Source organism: Chenggangzhangella methanolivorans, from assembly GCF_042648545.1.
Lineage (GTDB): Bacteria > Pseudomonadota > Alphaproteobacteria > Rhizobiales > Methylopilaceae > Methylopila > Methylopila methanolivorans.
This window is the reverse complement of the sequence record NZ_JBHRXS010000004.1, coordinates 66337-84749: the sequence shown is the minus strand read 5'-3', so window position 1 is coordinate 84749 and position 18413 is coordinate 66337. Positions and strand designations below refer to the sequence as shown.

General features: G+C 68.3%; 20 protein-coding genes. 9 read left to right on the top strand and 11 right to left on the bottom strand.

Annotation, left to right across the window (positions count from 1 at the left end):
• Positions 1–21: 21 nt before the first annotated feature.
• Positions 22–1254: an acyl-CoA dehydrogenase family protein gene (locus tag ACFOWB_RS05675; RefSeq protein WP_378146884.1), complete on the bottom strand. Its 1233-nt coding sequence runs from the start codon at positions 1252–1254 to the stop codon at positions 22–24.
• Between the two features lie 136 nt (positions 1255–1390).
• On the opposite strand from ACFOWB_RS05675, the gene ACFOWB_RS05670 reads away from it, so the two are divergent.
• Both ACFOWB_RS05670 and flaF read left to right on the top strand, forming a co-directional pair.
• Positions 1391–1825: a flagellar biosynthesis repressor FlbT gene (locus ACFOWB_RS05670; RefSeq protein ID WP_261404221.1), complete on the top strand. Its 435-nt coding sequence runs from the start codon at positions 1391–1393 to the stop codon at positions 1823–1825.
• Positions 1797–2126, top strand: coding sequence for a flagellar biosynthesis regulator FlaF (flaF, locus tag ACFOWB_RS05665; protein WP_261404222.1), 330 nt, complete (start codon positions 1797–1799; stop codon positions 2124–2126). The genes ACFOWB_RS05670 and flaF overlap by 29 nt, the downstream gene beginning before the upstream one ends.
• Before the next feature lie 46 nt (positions 2127–2172).
• On the opposite strand, the gene ACFOWB_RS05660 is transcribed toward flaF, so the two are convergent.
• From ACFOWB_RS05660 to ACFOWB_RS05645, 4 genes are all read right to left on the bottom strand, one after another.
• A complete protein-coding gene (locus ACFOWB_RS05660) occupies positions 2173–2358 on the bottom strand; it encodes a hypothetical protein (RefSeq protein ID WP_378146175.1) in 186 nt (61 codons plus the stop codon).
• A 254-nt stretch (positions 2359–2612) separates the two neighbouring features.
• A complete protein-coding gene (locus ACFOWB_RS05655) occupies positions 2613–3098 on the bottom strand; it encodes a hypothetical protein (RefSeq protein WP_261404224.1) in 486 nt (161 codons plus the stop codon).
• Complete coding sequence (locus ACFOWB_RS05650; RefSeq protein WP_261404225.1) at positions 3095–3436, bottom strand: rod-binding protein; 342 nt, start codon at positions 3434–3436, stop codon at positions 3095–3097. The genes ACFOWB_RS05655 and ACFOWB_RS05650 overlap by 4 nt, the downstream gene beginning before the upstream one ends.
• Entirely contained in the window at positions 3436–4692 is a 1257-nt protein-coding gene (locus ACFOWB_RS05645; protein ID WP_261404226.1) for a flagellar basal body P-ring protein FlgI, read from the bottom strand. Before ACFOWB_RS05645 ends, ACFOWB_RS05650 begins: the two co-directional genes overlap by 1 nt.
• A 223-nt stretch (positions 4693–4915) precedes the next feature.
• Here ACFOWB_RS05645 and ACFOWB_RS05640 point away from each other — a divergent pair, with 223 nt between their 5' ends.
• The 6 genes from ACFOWB_RS05640 (at position 4916) to ACFOWB_RS05615 (ending at position 10955) form a co-directional block, all read left to right on the top strand.
• Positions 4916–5326, top strand: a complete 411-nt coding sequence (locus ACFOWB_RS05640; RefSeq protein ID WP_378146172.1) for a flagellar assembly protein FliX — start codon at positions 4916–4918, stop codon at positions 5324–5326.
• A 164-nt stretch (positions 5327–5490) separates the two neighbouring features.
• Positions 5491–5907, top strand: a complete 417-nt coding sequence (gene dksA, locus ACFOWB_RS05635; protein WP_261404228.1) for an RNA polymerase-binding protein DksA — start codon at positions 5491–5493, stop codon at positions 5905–5907.
• A gap of 25 nt (positions 5908–5932) precedes the next feature.
• Entirely contained in the window at positions 5933–6472 is a 540-nt protein-coding gene (locus ACFOWB_RS05630) for a hypothetical protein (protein WP_378146170.1), read from the top strand.
• A 777-nt stretch (positions 6473–7249) separates the two neighbouring features.
• Positions 7250–8485, top strand: a complete 1236-nt coding sequence (gene oxlT / locus ACFOWB_RS05625; protein WP_378146882.1) for an oxalate/formate MFS antiporter — start codon at positions 7250–7252, stop codon at positions 8483–8485.
• A gap of 101 nt (positions 8486–8586) precedes the next feature.
• The gene (locus ACFOWB_RS05620) at positions 8587–10440 is read left to right on the top strand and encodes an ABC transporter ATP-binding protein (protein WP_378146168.1); all 1854 of its coding nucleotides are present in this window, start codon (positions 8587–8589) and stop codon (positions 10438–10440) included.
• Between the two features lie 257 nt (positions 10441–10697).
• Positions 10698–10955 carry a hypothetical protein gene (locus tag ACFOWB_RS05615; RefSeq protein ID WP_261404231.1) on the top strand — a complete coding sequence of 86 codons (258 nt, stop codon included), beginning with the start codon at positions 10698–10700 and terminating at the stop codon, positions 10953–10955.
• A gap of 565 nt (positions 10956–11520) precedes the next feature.
• Here the strand turns inward: ACFOWB_RS05615 and glyS are convergent.
• From glyS to ACFOWB_RS05585, 6 genes are all read right to left on the bottom strand, one after another.
• A complete protein-coding gene (gene glyS, locus ACFOWB_RS05610) occupies positions 11521–13683 on the bottom strand; it encodes a glycine--tRNA ligase subunit beta (protein WP_378146166.1) in 2163 nt (720 codons plus the stop codon).
• Positions 13684–14841, bottom strand: a complete 1158-nt coding sequence (locus ACFOWB_RS05605) for a Fic family protein (RefSeq protein ID WP_378146164.1) — start codon at positions 14839–14841, stop codon at positions 13684–13686.
• A gap of 124 nt (positions 14842–14965) precedes the next feature.
• Positions 14966–15886: a glycine--tRNA ligase subunit alpha gene (locus tag ACFOWB_RS05600; RefSeq protein WP_378146162.1), complete on the bottom strand. Its 921-nt coding sequence runs from the start codon at positions 15884–15886 to the stop codon at positions 14966–14968.
• 113 nt (positions 15887–15999) lie between these two features.
• Positions 16000–16653 carry an EF-hand domain-containing protein gene (locus ACFOWB_RS05595; protein WP_378146160.1) on the bottom strand — a complete coding sequence of 218 codons (654 nt, stop codon included), beginning with the start codon at positions 16651–16653 and terminating at the stop codon, positions 16000–16002.
• Positions 16654–16706: 53 nt separating this feature from the next.
• On the bottom strand, positions 16707–16895 hold the full coding sequence (locus ACFOWB_RS05590) for a hypothetical protein (RefSeq protein ID WP_378146158.1): 189 nt from the start codon (positions 16893–16895) through the stop codon (positions 16707–16709).
• An 86-nt stretch (positions 16896–16981) separates the two neighbouring features.
• Positions 16982–17866, bottom strand: a complete 885-nt coding sequence (locus tag ACFOWB_RS05585) for a S49 family peptidase (protein WP_378146156.1) — start codon at positions 17864–17866, stop codon at positions 16982–16984.
• A 221-nt stretch (positions 17867–18087) separates the two neighbouring features.
• On the opposite strand from ACFOWB_RS05585, the gene ACFOWB_RS05580 reads away from it, so the two are divergent.
• On the top strand, positions 18088–18372 hold the full coding sequence (locus tag ACFOWB_RS05580) for a hypothetical protein (RefSeq protein ID WP_261404235.1): 285 nt from the start codon (positions 18088–18090) through the stop codon (positions 18370–18372).
• Positions 18373–18413: the final 41 nt, after the last annotated feature.

Sequence of the window (18413 nt, the reverse complement as noted above, 5' to 3'; positions counted from 1 at the left end):
GCCCCACGCCGGCGCGCGCCCTCACGCCTTGCCCAGCATGCGGTCGGAGATGATGCGACGCTGGATCTCGCTGGTGCCCTCGAAGATCGTCGTCAGCCGCGCGTCGCGCCAGTAGCGCTCGACGCGGCGCTCGGTGGTGTAGCCGTTGCCGCCGTGAAGCTGCATCGCCTGATTGGTCACCTTCACGGCCATCTCGGTCGCGAGCAGCTTCACCATCGCGCTCTCGCTCTCGGCGGCCTCGCCCTGGTCGAGCAGATGCGCGGCCTGGCGCCAGAAGGCGCGGGCCTGATTGACCTCCGCGGCCATGTCGGCGAGCGCGAAGCGCAGCGCCTGGAACTCGCCGATCGGCCGGCCGAACTGCTCGCGCTCCTGGAGATAGAGCTGGCAGTCCTCGACCGCGGCGCGCGCCACGCCCACGGCCCGCGCGGCGGTGTGGACGCGGGCGATGTTGAGGCCGCGCTGGACGGCGGCGAAGCCGCCGGCGTCGGCGCCTGCGCCCTCGTCGCCGTAGAGCCCGGTCAGCCGGTCGCTTTCCGGCACCCTCACCCCGTCGAGCTCGAGCTCGAAGGTGAGGAAGCCGTGATAGCCGATCTTGTCGATGACGGTCCCGGCGACGCCCGCGGGGAAGCGTCCGGGCTCCTTGACCACCAGGAACGGCTCGAGCCCCGCCGACCGGGGCTCGCCCTCCTCCGGGTCGCGGGTGCGGGCCAGCACCTCGATGAAGTCCGCGCCCTTGGCGAATCCCGCCCAGCGCTTTTTGCCGGTCAGCACCCAGTGGTCGCCGTCGCGCACCGCGCGCGTGCTGACGCCCGCGAGATCGGAGCCGGCGTCCGGCTCCGACAGCGAGATCGAGCCGATCCACTCGCCCTTCGCGGATTTGGCGAGCAGCGTCTTCCGGCGCTCCTCGTCGAGCGTCTGCGTGCCGAGCCCCTGCCCTCGCGCCAGGATCGAGCCGACCGAGAGCCAGGCGCGGGCGAGCTCCTCGGAGACGAGGCAGTATTCGAAGACGCCGAGCCCCATGCCGCCATGCTCGGCCGGAATCGTGAGCCCGAACCAGCCCTTCTCGGCCATCTGCTCGATCAGCTCGCGCGGCATTTCGCCTTTCTCGCGGTCGAGCCGGTCGGCGATCGGCAGCACGACATCGCGGGCGAAGGCGCGCGCGTCCTCCATCAGCGCGATCCGCTCCGGGCTCGCCCAGGGCGAGGGAAGGCTCGGCGGCTCGGGCGCGATCGGATCGGAGGCGGAGTTGCGCATGGGTTCGGGCATGTCGGGATCGGTCTCCCCTTTTGTCGTCGTCATGCGCTATGCGTAGCGTCCGAGACCGCGGCGGCCATGCGATGTTCGTCTGGGACGCCGCATGGCCGCAGCGCCAAGCCGAGAGCCGCATCACATGACTTTGAAGGTCGATCTGAAGCCCGGCGAACGCGTCGTCATCGGACGGTCGGTCGTCACCAACGGCCAGACCCGCTCGAGCCTGATGATCGACGGCTCAGAGCCGGTGCTGCGCGAGCGCGACATCCTCAGGGAAGAGGCGGCCGACACCCCCGCCAAGCGCATCGCCTATGTGGTGCAGATGATGTATCTGGCCGGCTCGCCCGACGCTCTCCTGCCCGCCTACACCGAACTCGCGCGCGGCGCGATGAAGGCGGCGCCGAGCATGATCCCATTCTTCGAGGCGGTGAATAACCACGTCTTAACCGGACAGCTTTACAAAGCCTTCCGGGAAGCGCGGAAACTCGTCGCGCACGAAGCGAGTATCTTCGAGCATGCAAAACGGGGCGCAAGCCTACGCGCGGATGGCGCAGACGACGGCGAGTCCCCGTGAGCGGGAGGCTCAGCTTCTCCTGAGGGCGGCGGCGCGGTTCGCCGCGGCCCATGCGGCCGAGCCCTTCGACCGCAACGCGGCCCGCGAGGCCGCCGAGTTCAACCGCAAGCTCTGGACGATTTTCCTGAGCTCGGTCAGCCGGCCCGAAAATCCGCTCGACGCCACGACCAAGACGAACCTTCGCAACATCGCGATGTTCTCGATGCGGCGGTCGAGCGAGATCGAGATCAATCCGAAGCCCGAGCTGCTCCCGGCGCTGATCGACATCAACCGCAACATCGCCGAAGGCCTGCGCGGCTGAGACCAGCCCCGCAGGCTCGAGAGGTCCGGATTTCAGGCTTAGAGGATCAGGCCGTGACTTCGAGCGCAGGCTCGGGCGCGCTCTGGGCCGTCACGCCGTCGATATAGGCGCGGAGCCTGAGGCGCGACTCGCTCGGCGTCTGCACCGCGACGAAGCCGGTGGCGACGTCGACGAGACGGTAGACCAGGGAGCCGGTCTGCGCGTCCTTCTCGACCGAACGCTGGGCGTTCATCGCGAGATCGGGACGGACGGTGATCTCCGCGGGACCGGCCGCAGGAGCGGCGACAGGCTGGACGGACTCCGGGCTTCGGCGCACAGGCGCCAGCGAAGTCGTCACTGTTCCAAACGAGGCGTCCATCTCCTCAACCCCACGGCGAATGCGACATCCAATGAGGGATGCTCACCGTGAGGATAGCCGTGACCTGTTAATTCGATGTTAGGAGATGGGGTTAACGCCACACGTCCTGATTGCTTAAGATTTTACGTTCACGCTCCGCGCGATACGGCGATGGGCGCCGCCGCCGCGGGCTTTCCGTAGCCGCCGCCGGTCCGGTCGTAGACGCTGGGCTGCGACTTCGAGCCCATCTCCTCGGCGACGCCGCGCAGCAGGCTCTCGGCGACCGAGCGCGCCGTGCCGATCACCAGCAGGTTCTCTTCGAGCGCCGCGCGGAACGCGACGTGGAGCTCGCTCACCTCGCCGATCGCGCCCGCGTCCTGGGCCGCGACCGCCTGCTCCTGCGCGCGCAGGCCCTCGACGTCGAGCATGTAGCGGCCCGACAGCTCGGCCTTTTCGGAGGCGAGTTCGTTGGCCGCCCCATAGGCGCCCACGCGCACGAGGCGGGTCTCCTCGGCGATGACGGCGGTGAGGCGTTCGACCGTGCCGGCGATCCGGGAGATCCGCTCGGCGGCTTCCTGCGGGGTCATCGGCGCGCGGGCGACGACGGCGGGCACGGAGCGGCGACGGAGGGTCATGACGTCTTTCCTTGCTGAAGCGCGATGAGTTCGCGGCGGATGTCCTCGGCGATGCCTATTCCGCCTGCGGCCGCGATGGTCTTGCCGTACTGGTCGGCGAGCATTGAACGATAGGCGCCGCCGGCTTCGCCCGAGCCCAGCGGACCGTCGCCGCCGAGCCCTTCGAACATCCGCTCCATCATCTGGGTCAGGAACACGGCTTCGAAATCCTCCGCGGTCTGGTCGACGCGGTTCGGCGCCTTGGCGGCCGGGTGGGCACCGTAGGCCTTTTGGGCCGCGAGCGCCGCATTCATCACGGAGGCCGCCGAGGAGGTGGCGGCGGGCGACGACAGCGCCATCACATCACCTCGATTTCGGCCTGGAGGGCGCCCGCGGCCTTGATGGCCTGCAGGATGGCGATGAGGTCGCGCGGGCCGACGCCGATGGCGTTCAGCCCGTCGACGAGCTGGCGCAGGTTGACGCCTTCCTTGAGCACCGCCAGGCGGCGCTCCTTGTCGGTGTCGACGGTGATGTCGGTGCGCGGGGTCACGACCGTCTCGCCGTCAGAGAACGGCTCCGGCTGGCTCGCCATTGGGCTTTCGGTGATGGTGACGGTGAGGTTGCCCTGCGCCACCGCGACGGTCGAGACGCGCACGTCCTGCCCCATGACGATGATGCCCGAACGCTCGTCGATCACGATCTTGGCGAGCTGGTCGGGCTCGACCTTGAGCTGTTCCACCTCGGTCAGCAACTGCACGATGTTGCCGTGATACTGCTTGGGCACCTGGACGGTGACGGTCGAGGGGTCGATCGGCTCGGCGACGCCGGAGCCGATGAAGGCGTTGATGGCGCCGGCGACGCGGCGCGCGGTGGTCAGATCAGGGTTGCGCAGCGCAAGCCGAACCGTTGTCAGATTGTTGAGCGCGAACGGGATCTCGCGTTCGATCAGGCCGCCGTTCGAGATGCGGCCGGTGGTCGGCACGCCGCGCACCACCTGCGCGGCCTCGCCTTGCGCGTTGAAGCCGATCACCGCGACGGAGCCCTGCCCGACGGCGTAGACCTCGCCGTCGGCGCCCATCAGCGGGGTGACGATCAGCGTGCCGCCCTGCAGGCTCGTCGAGTCGCCGAGCGCCGAGACGGTGACGTCGATGCGCGTGCCCTGCGTGCCGAAGGGCGGCAGGTTCGCGGTCACCATCACGGCCGCGACGTTCTTGGTCCTGAGCGTCTGGCCGCGGGTGTTGACGCCGAGGCGCTCCAGCATCGACTGCAGCGACTGTCGGGTGAAGGGCGCGGCGTTCAGGGAGTCGCCCGTGCCGTTGAGGCCGACCACGAGGCCGTAGCCGACGAGCTGGTTCTCGCGCACGCCCTCGATGTCGGTCAGGTCCTTGATGCGGGACTGGACGCCGCCGCGGCTCGGGCCGCCGTCGTCCTCGCCCGCGAAGGCGCGCTTGCTGACCGAGACGGTCTGGATCGTCGCGGCGCGCGTTCCGCTCTGCCCCGCCGCCTGGGCGCGCGGCGCCGGGGCGGCGTCGGCCGCATGGGCCGCGGCCGAGGTCGAGACCACGAGCGCGGCGGCGGCCAGACCTGCGACGAGACGATCGAAAAGCGACGGCATGGACGGACCCAACACCCCACGAGAACTTCGCCGTTTCCCATGCGAAGCCCGTGCCGGTTTCAGGATCGTTGAGATCTGAGCGCATTCCCGTGTCCGGCGCCCGGCAGAAGGCTCTTCGGCGCCCGGCAAGACCGGCCGCGCCCGGCAATTTCTGCCGGGACGTTAAGGCGGGATTAACCATGCGCGGGCCATGGTTCCCCTGTTGCTTCAGGGGATGCTCACGATGCGCATCGACGGATTGGGGCGCGTGGTCGCCGGCTCGGGGCCGACGCGGCCGGGCGCGGCCTCCGGCGCGTTCAGCCTGTCGGAGGGAGCCGAGGCCGCCGCGCCGAAAAGCGCCGCGCCCCTGCGCGCGGCGCCCGGGCTCGACGCGCTGATCGCGCTTCAGGCCGTCCCGCCCGAGACCGCCAGGGAGCGCCGCAAACGCGAAATCCGCCGCGGCCGCGGGCTGCTCGACGCGCTCGACGAGATGAAGCTCGCGCTGATCGAGGGCCGCGACGACCCGGCGAGCCTCAAGCGACTGGTCGACAGCCTCGCCGAACGCCGCGCCGCGACCGACGACGCAGGCCTCGACGACGCGTTGTCGGCGATCGAGTTGCGCGCCCAGGTGGAGCTGGCCAAACGCGGGCGATAAGCCCAAAAAGGCCCCGAGGCGGGGTCCGGTAAACTGCGTAGAAGCGAAATAGCCTGTGATTTCAAAGGTTTCATGACGCACAGATAGATTGTCGCTCGATAGCGTTACCGCTATATTCCGCGGCAACCGACACCCCGCCTGCGGCAAGGCAGAAGGCCCTGAAGATGAGCGTCGAGTTGGCAGAGGACTACCGGCCCAGCGAGGCCGAACCGTTTATGAACCAGCGCCAGAAGCGCTACTTCCGCGACAAGCTGCTCGCATGGCGGGACGAGATCCTGCGGGAGAGCCGCGAGACGCTGGAGCACCTGCAGGACGAGAACCAGAACCACCCCGATCTCGTCGACCGCGCCTCCTCGGAGACCGACCGCGCGATCGAGCTTCGGGCCCGCGACCGGCAGCGCAAGCTGATCGCCAAGATCGACGCGGCGCTCGCCCGGATCGAGGACGGCTCCTACGGCTATTGCGAGGAGACCGGCGAGCCGATCTCGCTGCGCCGCCTCGACGCCCGCCCGATCGCGACGCTGTCGATCGAAGCGCAGGAGCGCCACGAGCGCCGCGAGCGCGTCTATCGCGACGACTGAGACGTCGTCCCGACGTCAGTGACCCATGGCCGGGCGGCCAAGCCGCCCGGCCGGGACGTCCGACGGGAGGCGCGACGGCGCATGTCGGCGATCGACCCGCGCCAACGTATTTCCCTACCGCTGCACAGTTTGGCTTCTTGCGACGCCCCGCCCCGGACAGGCGGCGCTTCTCGCATATACATCTGAATACGTATTTATACTGTTTCGCCCGCCCGCAGATCGACTAGCTTCGAACTTCTGGCCCAGGTTTTCGACGCCGACATGCCGCTGCTCAGATGGAAGCAGCCCGCTCAGCAACCTGATCATCGGCACGGTCACGGCCACGCGTCTGCCCGGCGGGGGCTTCCTGCTCGTCAGCGAGGACTGCATCGGCGAATTCGGCCAGTTTCGCAGCCTGGTGTTTCGCCGGTTCGACGACGGGCTGAAACAGGCGCCCGCCGCCCGACAGACCAAGTTCATGAAGACCCTCGTGCGGGGCGGGCTGGCGGTCCTCTCCAACGGCGACGTGGCCGCGGCCTATAGCGGCGGCGGGCGCCAGGTCATGGTCCAGATCGTACGGCCCTGAGCCCAGCCGGGAGGCTTCGCGGAGCCGCCCTGCCGCGAGCAGGCGCCCGCCGCCGCGACCACGCCCGGGCGTCGCGGATAAGCGGCCGATTACAACCTTCACGTTTTCGTGACGCGCACCTGCAAGCGATGCCCGCGGCCACTCGTTCGATCTCGCTTCACGCATCGAACTGCGGTGATGCGCCGCAGCAGACCGGGACCGCGTCTGAGCCGAATTGTCGAGTTCCGCCCGCGGCATGGGCCGATGCCGCAGCGCGTCACAAACACGATTGCGGAGCATCGAGCGATCGGCTTTGACGATCGTTCCGACGCTCTCTTGGGATGGAGCTCGGAGCCTCGATCGTCTGTTCTCAATCCCTTCGGCGGTCTTTACCTGCGACAAACTGGTATGCCATGTTTGGCATACCAGACATGCGGAGGCGCATGGCTGGCCAGTTTCACGGCGAACGTCGGGGGTGACGCGTGTTCGACCGGTCGATCGGAGACGGCATTACCGCGTCACTGCGCCGCGCTTCGCGCATCCCGGCCGACGGCCTGCTGCGCGCCCGAAGACTTCGCCGAAAGCCTTAGCCGGCCGGTTGGCCGAGCCAAAAAGACGTCAAGCTAGCTGAATGGCTGGCATGCATGACGCCAGAAAATCTGAAAAACAGAAAACAATCGAGGAGAAACGCCAGTGAGTCCCACCGCAGTCGCGTCAAATCCCGCATCCGGCGCGCCGGGCCAGCCCCACGTCTCTGAAAAGACGCGCTGGCTTCAGATCTTGGTCGGCGTGGTCTGCATGGTGGCGACCGCCAACATCCAGTACGCCTGGACGCTGTTCGTCCCTGAAATTCAGTCGACCTTCGGCTGGGACCGCGCCTCGATCCAGATCGCCTTCACGATCTTTGTGCTGGTGCAGACCTGGCTCACCCCGATCGAGGGCTACTTCATCGACAAGTACGGCCCGCGCGCCATGGTGGCGTTCGGCGCGGTGTTCATGGGCCTCTCGTGGGTCGTGAACTCGCAGGCCACCTCGCTGATGGGCTTCTACCTCGGCGCGGCCGTGGGCGGCGTCGGCGTGGGCTGCATCTACGCCACCTGCATCAACAACGCGCTGAAGTGGTTCCCGGACCGTCGCGGCCTCGCGGTCGGCCTGACCGCCGGCGGCTACGGCATGGGCTCGGCGGCCACGATCCTGCCGATCGCCGCGATGATCCAGTCGTCTGGCTTCCAGTCCACCTTCCTGTTCTTCGGCGTCCTCCAGGGCGTGCTGGCCTTCGTCGCCGCCATGTTCCTGCGCTCGCCCAAGACCGGCGAGGTCAAGGTCTCCGAGAAGCTCGCTCAGTCGCGCCGCGACTACACGCTGACCGAAGCCATGCGCACCAAGCTGTTCTGGCTGATGTTCTTCATGTTCATCTGCGTCGTCACCGGCGGCATGATGGCGGTCGCCCAGCTCGGCGTCATCGCGCAGGACCTCGGCGTCAAGAACTACTCGGTGAACCTCTACTTCTTCACCATGGCGGCGCTGCCGCTCGCGCTGATGCTCGACCGCATCATGAACGGCATCTCGCGCCCGCTGTTCGGCTGGATCTCGGACAACATCGGCCGCGAGAAGACGATGGTGATCGCCTTCACGCTCGAGGGCTTCGGCATCGTGGCGCTCGGCTACTTCGGCCATAACCCCTACGCCTTCCTCATCCTGTCGGGCGTGGTGTTCCTGGCCTGGGGCGAAGTGTACTCGCTGTTCTCGGCGCTCGCCGGCGACGCCTTCGGCACCAAGCACATCGGCAAGATCTACGGCGTGCTCTACTGCGCCAAGGGCATCGGCGCGCTGTTCGTGCCCGTCGGCAACCTGCTGATGGAAGCGACCGGCACCTGGTCCACCGTGCTCTACACCGTGGCCTGCATGGACCTGCTCGCGGCCTTCCTCGCGGTCGTGGCGCTCCGTCCGATCCTGAAGCAGCACGTGGCCTACTCCTCGGCGCTGAAGGCCAAGGAGACCGAAGAGATGTCGGGCAAGCCCGCGCTCGCCTGACGCCTCCGCGAAACTTGAGAATTCGGCGGGCCCCTCACGGGGCCCGTCGTCGTTTCGGGGCGCCATACCCTCGCCTCGCCGCAGCCCCACATAGCGGACGCATGTTCCGCTTCTTCGAGTCCCTCATCGACGTGACCGCGACGCCCGAGCGGCCCGAGCCGCCGGCGCGGCTCGGCGCGTTCTATTGGCACTTCCTGCGGCAGGCCAAGGGACTCTTCGCCGGGCTGCTGGTCATCGGCCTCGTGCTCGCGCTCGGCGACGCCTCGATCCCCTATTTCATCGGGCGGCTCGTCACGCTCGTGACCTCGACGCCGCCGGAGCGCCTGCTCGCCGAAGGCTGGCCGACGCTCGCAGGGCTCATCGGCGTCGTGCTGATCCTGCGCCCCGCGACGCTCTTCCTGCGCGGGCTCGTCGCCAACCAGGCGATCGGGCCGGGCCTCTCCAACCTCATCCGCTGGCAGTCGCATTATCACGTGGTCCGCCAGTCCTGGGGCTTCTTCCAGAACGACTTCGCGGGCCGCATCGCCACCAAGGTGATGCAGACGGGGCCGGCGCTGCGCGAAAGCATGGTGCAGACCGTCGAGGCGCTCTGGCACATCGTGGTCTACGGGACGACCGCGCTGATCCTGCTCGCTCACGCCGACCTGTGGCTCGCTTTGCCGCTCGGCGTCTGGTTCGTGGCCTACGCCGCGCTGCTGCGCTGGTTCGTGCCGCGCATGCGCGACCGCTCGCGCGCGGCTTCCGAAGGGCGCAGCCAGGTCACCGGCCGCGTGGTCGACAGCTACACCAACATCCTCACCGTGAAGCTGTTCGCGCGCGCCCGCGACGAAGACGACTATGTGCGCGAGTCGATGGACAGCCTGAACCATCTGTTCCAGCGCCAGATGCGGCTCGTCACCATGTTCGCGGTGACGCTGCAGCTGCTGAACGCGCTGCTGGTTGCGGCGATCGCGGTGTCGTCGGTGTGGCTCGCCTCGCAGGGCGCGATCGGCGTCGGCGTGGTGGCGATGGCGGTGCCGCTCTCCTGGCAGATCGTCTCCATGTCCGGCTGGGTGGCGTTCCAGGTCTCGGCGATCTTCGAGAACGTCGGCGTGGTGCAGGAAGGGGTGGGCACCATCGCGCGCCCGCTCGATCTGCCGGACCGGACGAACGCGGAGGAGCTCGCGGTCGAAAAGGGCGACATCCGGCTCGAAAACGTCACCTTCGGCTACGGCACGCCGCGGAAAGTCATCGACGACCTCACGCTCCACATCCGGCCGGGCGAGAAGATCGGGCTGGTCGGCCGGTCCGGCGCGGGCAAGTCGACGCTCGTCAATCTGCTGCTGCGCTTCTTCGAGCCGGCCCAAGGCCGCATTCTGATCGACGGACGCGACATCTCGCACGCGACGCAGGAGAGCCTTCGCGGCGCGATCTCGGTCGTGACGCAGGACACCTCGCTGCTGCACCGCTCGATCGCCGAGAACATCGCCTACGGGCGCCCCGGCGCGCCCCAGGCCGAGATCGAGACCGCGGCGCGACGCGCCTCCGCGCATGAGTTCATCACCGGCCTCACCGACCTCCATGGCCGCGGCGGCTACGACGCCCATGTGGGCGAGCGCGGCGTGAAGCTCTCCGGCGGCCAGCGCCAGCGCGTCGCGATCGCGCGCGTGATCCTGAAGGACGCGCCGATCCTCGTGCTCGACGAGGCGACCTCCGCGCTCGACAGCGAGGTGGAGGCCGCGATCCAGGCGAGCCTCGACGACCTGATGGCGAACAAGACCGTGATCGCGGTCGCGCACCGGCTCTCCACCATCGCCCGCATGGACCGGCTCGTGGTGATGGATCGCGGCCGCATCGTCGAACAGGGAACCCACGCTGATCTCATCGCGCGCGACGGCCTCTACGCCGATCTGTGGCGGCGCCAGTCCGGCGGCTTCCTGGACGACGGCGAGACCGAGGACGAGGCGGCCGAATAACGGCGATTCGCGCCCGTGCGGTATGTCGGGGCGCCGCCCGTTTCGAACTTCGCCTGCGCCAAAGCAAGCGGCCGATCACTTTCGCGCAACGCGGGTTCGACCGGCCCTTCAGCGAAACCAAAGGCTTGAGTCGCGGCACCCGCCTTCTGGAACGCGTTTTTTCGGCGCCGTTCCGCCTCAGGCGTGAAAAAAATGTCGCAGCCTTATGAAACTTTCGTACGTTGAGGCCGTTGGAGCCGTCAGCACGGAGGACGCCTATGGGAGAACCCGCAGATCGGGACGCCATCGACACGCTGGCCGCTGATCTTTTCAGCCGCGACCATCCCGACCGCGCCTGGAGCGCGATCGTGGACCACAGACATCGACTGGGCGTCGCCTCGGCGCTCGAACAGGCCGTCTATCGCGGGTTCGCCACCGCCCATCTGAGATCGCAGATCCGGACGCTTCCCGAGCCCGCCATCGCCGCCGCAGCGCTCGCCGCGGACGCCGCCGGAACCGGCAAGCTGCGGACCTGAACGCGCCCGATCCCGGAATTCCCCGTGATCGGGGAATTCCGTAGGTTTTCGATCACGACATCAGGCGGCGCTTCCGGGCGCCGCTTTTTTGTTGGCCAAGGATCGCTGCGCCCGGCCCACGCCTCGGGCCGCTCGCGCGCCGCGCGTCTTTGGAGATGCGCCCCGAGCCACACCCGTCATCCCGGCCTTGAGCCGGGATCCAGAACCGACGGCGATCGAGATGAGGGCGTCGGCGGCCGCGGCGGCTTTGCTCGAAGCGACGCGTGTCTGGATCCCGGCTCAAGGCCGGGATGACGCGTCGAGGGTCGCGCGCGAAGCGATCGACGGCGCGTTGCGGGCGCAGATGAGAACGCGCCGCAGACGTTCTGAAGGGCGTTCGAACCACACCCGTCATCCCGGCCTTGAGCCGGGATCCAGAACCGACAGCGGTCGAGACGAAGGCGTCGACGGCGACGGCTTCGCTCGAAGCGACGCGTGTCTGGATCCCGGCGCTTCGGCCGGGATGACGCGTGGAGGATCGCGCGGAGCGATCGGCGGCCTCGTGACAGAGGCCGCCTGCGCGCCCCTACCCCGCGATGCGGTCGAAATCCGCGACCGCGCGCGTGGCGTGGCGCAGGTGCGCCAGCAGCTTCAGGCGATTGGCGCGCAGCGCCGGATCCGGCGCGTTGACCGTCACCTGGTCGAAGAAGGCGTCGACCTTCGGCCGCAGCGTCGCGAGCGCGCCGGTCGCGAAGGCGAAATCCTCCTGCCGCAGGGCTTCGGCGGCCGCGGGCTCGACCGTGTCGAGCGTCGCCGAAAGGTCGATCTCGGCGTCGTCGGCGAGCAACGAGGGATCGAGCGCGCCCTCGAAGGCCCCCGCCCCGTCCTTCTTCTCCTCGGCGCGCAGGATGTTGGCGGCGCGCTTGTAGCCTGCGAGCAGGTTTTTTCCGTCCTCGGTCTCGAGCAGCTTCCCGAGCGCCTCGACGCGGCGGACGACGAGCACGAGATCGTCGCTCGCGGTCGCGGCGCTCGAGGCGAACACGGCGTCGACGAGATCATGCCGCGCGCCCTGGTCGCGAAGCTGAACCTTCAGGCGATCGGCCAGGAAGGCGAGCAGGTCGGCGCCGACCGCGTCGCCCAGCGTCTCGAGCAGCCGCAACCGCAGCCCGTTCTCCAGCACGATCCGCACCACGCCGAGCGCGGCGCGGCGCAGCGCATACGGGTCCTTCGAGCCGGTCGGCTTCTCGTCGATGGCCCAGAAACCGACCAGCGTGTCGATCTTGTCGGCGAGCGCGACCGCGATCGAGACCGGGGCGGCGGGGATGCGGTCGGACGGCCCCTGCGGCTTGTAGTGCTCCTCAAGCGCCGCCGAGATCTCCGGGTCGAGCCCCTCGGCCTCGGCGTAATAGCGGCCCATCAAGCCCTGAAGCTCGGGGAACTCGCCCACCATCTCGGTGACGAGGTCGGCCTTGGCGAGGCGCGCGGCCACTTCAGCCTTCTCCGGATCGGCGCCCACCAGCGGCGCAAGCTCCCTGGCGAGCCGCGCGATGCGCTCCACCCGCTCATGCTGGGTGCCGAGCTTTTCGTGGAACGTGATCGACTTCAGCTTCTCGAGCCGGTCCTCGAGCCTGGTCTTCTTGTCCGTCTCCCAGAAGAAGCGGGCGTCGGAGAGCCGCGCGCGCACCACGCGCTCATTGCCGTGGATGATCGCGGCGCCGTCGTCGGTCGCGTCGAGATTGGCGACGAGAATGAAGCGGTTGGCGAGCCGGCCGGGCTTCTGCGGCGCCTCCGCCTCGTCGGCGGCGCCGGACGCGAGCCGCCGCGTCAGCGAGCCGAAGCCGACGCCGACCCGGCCCTCCGGCGCGGCCTTCGGCGCGGGCCCCGTGCGGCGGAGCACGAAGCATTTCTGGTTCGCCCGGATGGTGGCGCGGATGACCTCGTCGGGCACCTCCAGAAACTCCTCGTCGAAGGAGCCCATCAGCGGCACGGGCCATTCGACGAGGCCGGCCGTCTCCTCGATCAGGCCCTCGTCCTCGACGAGTTCGAGGTTCTGGGCCTCGGCGAGCGTGCGGGCGTCCGCGCGGATGACGTCGCGGCGGCGCTCGGGATCGAGCACCACATGGGCCTTCAGCAGCCCCGCCTCGTAGTCCTCGAAGCGGCGCACGCGGAACGGATCCGGCGCGTGCACGCGGTGGCCGCGCGTCACGTCGCCCGACACGATCCCGTCGACCTCGAAGGCCACGACCTCGGGATCCTCCTGGCTCGAGCCGAAGGTCGCGACGATCGAATGGAGCGGCCGCACCCAGCGCAGCGTCCCGGCCCCCCAGCGCATCGACTTCGGCCAGGGGAAGGCGCGGATCACCGCCGGCACGATCTCGGCGATGACCTCGGTCGCCGCCCGCCCGTGCTTGTGGATGCGCGCGACGTAGAAATCGCCCTTGGGGTCGGACTGGACGGTCGCCTCGTCGATCGAGCTCAGCCCAGCGGCCTTCAGGAAGCCTTCGAGCGCCTTCTCGGGCGCGCCGACGCGCGGGCCCTTGCGCTCCTCGTGCCGGTCCGGCTGGCGGGCCGGCAGGCCGCCGACCACGAGCGTCAGCCGCCGCGGCGTCGCGAAGGCCTTGGCGCCCTCATAGACCAGCCCCTGCTCGACGAGCGCGTCGGTGACGAGGCGTTTCAGGTCGTCGGCCGCCCGCGCCTGCATGCGCGCCGGAATCTCTTCGGAAAGGAGTTCGAGAAGGAGGTCGGGCATTTACTGACCAGATGCTATTGTTGACATGATCTCACGCGCGGCGAAGTATTTCGGGTGCGACGTATCGGGAACTTCCTCGATCGCACCAACACTCTTTACAATATCAATGTTATTTTGCGCCGCCCTATACGTAATGCTCAAAAACACAGCAAGCTGCGGGGTGGTGAATACCGGATTGATGAACAGGTAGTCCACTATTTTCAAGAGAAGCGCGGACCGTCCGGCTTCTTGAAGATTTTTCCTGTATCGCTCCCGCAGCGCGAACAGCGTATTTGCAGTTTCGATCGTCTGCTTGCACGTTTCTTCGACCGCCTCGAGGAAAAAGACGATCCAGTCCGTCCATCGGCCCGCTTGGGAGACGAGGAGCATTCGGTCGATGTAGTCGTCTTTCCGGGCCTCGAGATAGGGGCTCATGAACAACGCCGGATGACTGAGCGTCTTCCGGTCGACCAGGACGATCGGGATAAGAATGCGGCCGACGCGTCCGTTGCCGTCGGCGAACGGATGAATGGTCTCGAACTGATAGTGGATGAGCGCTGCGTCGAGCAGCGCGGGAAGCGCCTGGCGGTCTTCCCGCTGAATATAGAGTTCGAGCGCATGCATCCGATCGCGAGCGATCTGGGGCGGCGGCGGGACGAATCGCGCGTTCTTGATCGAAGCTGAGCCGATCCAGTTCTGGCTGGACTTGAACTCGCCGGCTTCAGCCGCGGCGCCGCGGCCCCGGCCGACGCCCTTGAGAAGATCGGCGTGGGCCGACTTGATCGTTCTCAGGCACAGAGGCAGTTCGTCGAGGCTCTTGATGGCGTTGCGAAGCGCCCTTGCATAGTTGTGGACCTCGCGCGTGTCGGCCGTCTGTCTGGCGCCCTCGAATCCCGCCTCGGCGAGCAACAAGGCGTCGACTGTCGTGTATGTGCCTTCCATGCTCGACGAGGTGAGCGCTTCCCGCGCCTCGAGCGGCCGGATGAGCAGATAGGGATCGGGCAACGTCGTCATGACGCCGTTGAGCTGGCCGAGCGCCTGCGTGGCCTGCGTCAGCGGCACGAGAAGAGCTGACAGATCGAGTTCCGGGGGCAGATCATGCGGCACGAAGGCGAACTGTCCGCCGATCGTGGGCGCGAGCGAACCCGCCGGTGAAGACCCGAAAGCCGTTTTGTCCATCGGTGCAAAACTGCGCCCGCGTTTGATACCAAACCGGCGTTTTCGAGAATTCTTCGCCGAACTTATGTCGCTGGGTGCAATTAGCACCATTGATTTTATACGAGAAGCCGCTTTCGTATAAAACTTACGCCGCCGCGCCGCCGGATTCCGTCTTGAGCCATGCGGCGCCGCAGGCCTTCGCCAGTTCGCGGACGCGCAGGATGTAGCTCTGGCGCTCGGTCACCGAGATCACGCCGCGGGCGTCGAGCAGGTTGAAGGCGTGGGAGGCCTTGATGCACTGGTCGTAGGCCGGCATCGCCATGAGGTGGCGTCCCTCGGCCTCGCCCGCCTTCAGCAGCGCCTCGCATTCGCCTTCGGCGTCGCGGAAATGGCGCTTCAGCAGCTCGACGTCGGCGTGCTCGAAGTTGAAGCGGGAGTATTCCTGCTCGGCCTGTCTAAAGACGTCGCCATAGGTGATCTTGTCGGCGCCGTCCTGGCCGTTGAAGTTGAGGTCGAAGCCGCGGTCGACGCCCTGGATGTACATTGCGAGGCGCTCGAGCCCGTAGGTGAGCTCGCCCGAGACCGGCGAGCAGTCGACCCCCGCGACCTGCTGGAAATAGGTGAACTGGCTCACCTCCATGCCGTCGCACCAGCATTCCCAGCCGAGGCCCCAGGCGCCCAGCGTGGGGCTCTCCCAGTCGTCCTCGACGAAGCGCACGTCGTGCAGGCTCTGGTCGAGGCCGATGGCCTTCAGGCTCTCCAGATAGAGCTCCTGCAGGTTCTCCGGACTCGGCTTCAGGATGACCTGGAACTGGTAGTAGTGCTGGAACCGGTTGGGGTTCTCGCCGTAGCGCCCGTCCTTCGGGCGCCGCGAGGGCTGCACATAGGCGGCCTTCCAGGGGCGCGGGCCGAGCGCGCGCAGCGTCGTGGCCGGATGGAAGGTGCCGGCGCCGACCTCCATGTCGTAGGGCTGCAGGATGACGCAGCCCTGCGCGGCCCAGAACCGCTGCAGGGTGAGGATGAGCCCCTGGAACGAGCGGGCGGGGCTCAGCGGGTCGTCGGTCATGGAAAAGGTCATCGGGTCCGGGCGGCGGAAGGCGCGCGGACGCTAGTTGCGGCGCCCGGGAGGGTCAAGCCGCCGGCCGAACGCGTCGGCCGGCGGGCGATGCGGCGAGGCGATCACATCGCGTCGTCGTCGTCGTCGTCGTCCTCATCGTCGTCGTCGGCGGCCGGATCGGCGGGCTTGGACGCGGCGCCGGCGGCCGGCGCGGGCTTGGAGGCGTCCGTCTTCGGCGCGTCGGTCTTCGGGGCCTCGGTCTTGGGAGCCTCGGTCTTGGGGGCCTCCGACTTCGGCTGCTCGGTCGCGGCCTCGTCGTCCTTCTTCTTGCCCTTCTTGTCGTCGTCCTTCTTGCCGCGGCGCTCGGCGAAGGCGTCGATCTCGGCCTTGCTCACCTTGCCGTCGTCGTCCTTGTCGGCCTTCTTGAACCAGCCCGGCGCCCGCACGCCCTCGGCCTCGGTGATCTTGCCGTCGTCGTTGCGGTCGAGGCGCTTGAGGCGCTTCTCGGCGCGCTCCTTGGCCTTGTCGTTCTTCTGGGCGGCCTTCTCGACGAAGGCCTTCCACTCCTCGGCGTCGATCACGCCGTCGTTGTTCTTGTCGACGCGCTTGAAGAACTTCTGGGCCTGGCCCTTGGCCTCCTCGGCGTCGACCACGCCGTCATTGTTCTTGTCCAGCCGTTCGAACGCCTTGGCCGGGCCCTTGGCGTTCTGGGCGAACGCCGTGGCGGGCGCGAGGGCCGCGCCGAGCGCGAAGGCCGCGAGGATGGCGAAACGCATGGTGGTTAAGTCTCCTTGTGGAAGGGCGTCGTAGGGCCGGCGACGGCGCGAGGTCACTCGGGGCGCCACTCGCCGCTTGTCGGATCTTTCTTGAGCGTCGGGCGCGCCGTGCGGTCGCGGGCGGCGTCGGCGCGCTCGGCCTCGTCGAGGCGGGCGTTGACGCGCGCCCATTCGCGCTTCAGCGCCTTCGCGCCGAACAGGGCGCCGGCGGCCGCGGCGGCGAGAACGATCAAGGGCGGCATTCGGCTTGGGCTCCGCAGGGCGTTTCGTCAACGGGGTGAGAGTCGGCGGCGATGGTGGCGCGCTCATGACGGCCCGAGCGCTTCCGCTAAAGCCCGAACCGCGCCCAGAGCGCGCGCGCCTCGAGCGTGGAGACGGCGTCCTCGGCGAGGCCGGCGGCGAGCGAGGTCAGTTCGGCCCCCTGCCCGCCCCGGCCGGTCAGCCGCTTCAGCAGCGAGACCTTGGGCGTCATCGGGCGGAGTTCGACCTTGTCGCCCCAGCGCTCGCGCATGGTCTTGCGCACGTCGCCGAGCCGGTCGACGAGGCCGAGCGTCAGACCGGTCTGCCCCGTCCAGAACGCGCCGGTGAAAAGGTCCGGGTCTTCCGCCAGCGCCTTGCCACGGCGCTCCTTCACGAGGGCGATGAAAAGCTCGTGAATCTCGCGCTGGAGATCCTTCAGCCGCTCGACCTCCTCGGCCTTCTCCGGGCTGAACGGATCGAGGATCGCCTTGTTCTCGCCCGAGGTGTAGAGCCGGCGCTCGATCGACAGGCGCTCGATCGCGCGGTCGAAGCCGAAGCCCGCCGACACCACGCCGATCGACCCGACGATCGAGGCCGGATCGGCGACGATCTCGTCGGCCGCGCAGGCGATCATGTAGCCGCCCGAGGCCGCCGCGTCCTCGACGAAGGCCGCGACGCCGATGTCGTGCTCCTCCGCGAGCTCACGGATCCGGGCGTAGATCAGATGCGCCTGCGCCGCCGAGCCGCCCGGCGAGTTGACGATCAGCGCGACTTCTTTCGCGCCCTTGGTCTTGAACGCTTTTTCGAGCGGGCCGGCCACGGAGGCGAGCGTCAGAGCGGGCTTGAACGGCGTGCCGATCCCGATCGCGCCCTGCAGCCGCACCACCGGCACGACGGGTCGGTCTTTGCTTAACCATGACGGGAGATAGGGGCTGAGTTTTTCGCGCAGGGAGATGTCTCTGGGTGCGTTCATGGGCTCAGGAGATAGCGTCGGCGCCTGCCGGCGTCACGGGGCGACCAGAGGCGATGAACGCCTGTTGAACGACCCGCTCGGCGCCGGTTCAGACGACGGCCGCTAGCCTCCAGATCAATTGGGCCCCGTTTTCGCCTTCGCAAGGTGCGGAGGGGGGAACGACGACCGGGCGGACAACGATCCCGCCGCCGTCCCACGGGCGCCTTGGAGAGAGCCACGTCATGGTCCGCAATTACGTTCTCGGCGCCGCTCTCGCGGCCGGCGCTTTCGCCCTCGCCCCCGGCGCCGCCTCCGCCGCCCCGGTCTCCGTCGGCGTGACGCTCGACACTGCCCACGCCCAGATCATGCCGGTCGGCTACTATCGCCGCGGCTGGGGCTATCGCCGCGCCGGCTGGGGCTATCGTGGCGGCTATCGCGGCCCGCGCGTCGGCGTGGTGATCGCGCCGCGCGTGGTCTATGGCCGCCGCTGCTGGATCAACAAGCGCGGCTATCGCGTCTGCCGCTGATCTCGCTCGGCCACGCATGCGCAAGGGTCGGCGTCCGAAAG

Excerpts from the sequence above, each read along its gene's own strand:
- ACFOWB_RS05675 (WP_378146884.1), bottom strand. The coding sequence starts at position 1,254 with ATGCGCAACTCCGCCTCCGATCCGATCGCGCCCGAGCCGCCGAGCCTT.
- ACFOWB_RS05670 (WP_261404221.1), top strand. The coding sequence starts at position 1,391 with ATGACTTTGAAGGTCGATCTGAAGCCCGGCGAACGCGTCGTCATCGGA.
- flaF (WP_261404222.1), top strand. The coding sequence starts at position 1,797 with ATGGCGCAGACGACGGCGAGTCCCCGTGAGCGGGAGGCTCAGCTTCTC.
- ACFOWB_RS05660 (WP_378146175.1), bottom strand. The coding sequence starts at position 2,358 with ATGAACGCCCAGCGTTCGGTCGAGAAGGACGCGCAGACCGGCTCCCTG.
- ACFOWB_RS05655 (WP_261404224.1), bottom strand. The coding sequence starts at position 3,098 with ATGACCCTCCGTCGCCGCTCCGTGCCCGCCGTCGTCGCCCGCGCGCCG.
- ACFOWB_RS05650 (WP_261404225.1), bottom strand. The coding sequence starts at position 3,436 with ATGGCGCTGTCGTCGCCCGCCGCCACCTCCTCGGCGGCCTCCGTGATG.
- ACFOWB_RS05645 (WP_261404226.1), bottom strand. The coding sequence starts at position 4,692 with ATGCCGTCGCTTTTCGATCGTCTCGTCGCAGGTCTGGCCGCCGCCGCG.
- ACFOWB_RS05640 (WP_378146172.1), top strand. The coding sequence starts at position 4,916 with ATGCGCATCGACGGATTGGGGCGCGTGGTCGCCGGCTCGGGGCCGACG.
- dksA (WP_261404228.1), top strand. The coding sequence starts at position 5,491 with ATGAGCGTCGAGTTGGCAGAGGACTACCGGCCCAGCGAGGCCGAACCG.
- ACFOWB_RS05630 (WP_378146170.1), top strand. The coding sequence starts at position 5,933 with ATGGCCGGGCGGCCAAGCCGCCCGGCCGGGACGTCCGACGGGAGGCGC.
- oxlT (WP_378146882.1), top strand. The coding sequence starts at position 7,250 with ATGGTGGCGACCGCCAACATCCAGTACGCCTGGACGCTGTTCGTCCCT.
- ACFOWB_RS05620 (WP_378146168.1), top strand. The coding sequence starts at position 8,587 with ATGTTCCGCTTCTTCGAGTCCCTCATCGACGTGACCGCGACGCCCGAG.
- ACFOWB_RS05615 (WP_261404231.1), top strand. The coding sequence starts at position 10,698 with ATGGGAGAACCCGCAGATCGGGACGCCATCGACACGCTGGCCGCTGAT.
- glyS (WP_378146166.1), bottom strand. The coding sequence starts at position 13,683 with ATGCCCGACCTCCTTCTCGAACTCCTTTCCGAAGAGATTCCGGCGCGC.
- ACFOWB_RS05605 (WP_378146164.1), bottom strand. The coding sequence starts at position 14,841 with ATGGACAAAACGGCTTTCGGGTCTTCACCGGCGGGTTCGCTCGCGCCC.
- ACFOWB_RS05600 (WP_378146162.1), bottom strand. The coding sequence starts at position 15,886 with ATGACCGACGACCCGCTGAGCCCCGCCCGCTCGTTCCAGGGGCTCATC.
- ACFOWB_RS05595 (WP_378146160.1), bottom strand. The coding sequence starts at position 16,653 with ATGCGTTTCGCCATCCTCGCGGCCTTCGCGCTCGGCGCGGCCCTCGCG.
- ACFOWB_RS05590 (WP_378146158.1), bottom strand. The coding sequence starts at position 16,895 with ATGCCGCCCTTGATCGTTCTCGCCGCCGCGGCCGCCGGCGCCCTGTTC.
- ACFOWB_RS05585 (WP_378146156.1), bottom strand. The coding sequence starts at position 17,866 with ATGAACGCACCCAGAGACATCTCCCTGCGCGAAAAACTCAGCCCCTAT.
- ACFOWB_RS05580 (WP_261404235.1), top strand. The coding sequence starts at position 18,088 with ATGGTCCGCAATTACGTTCTCGGCGCCGCTCTCGCGGCCGGCGCTTTC.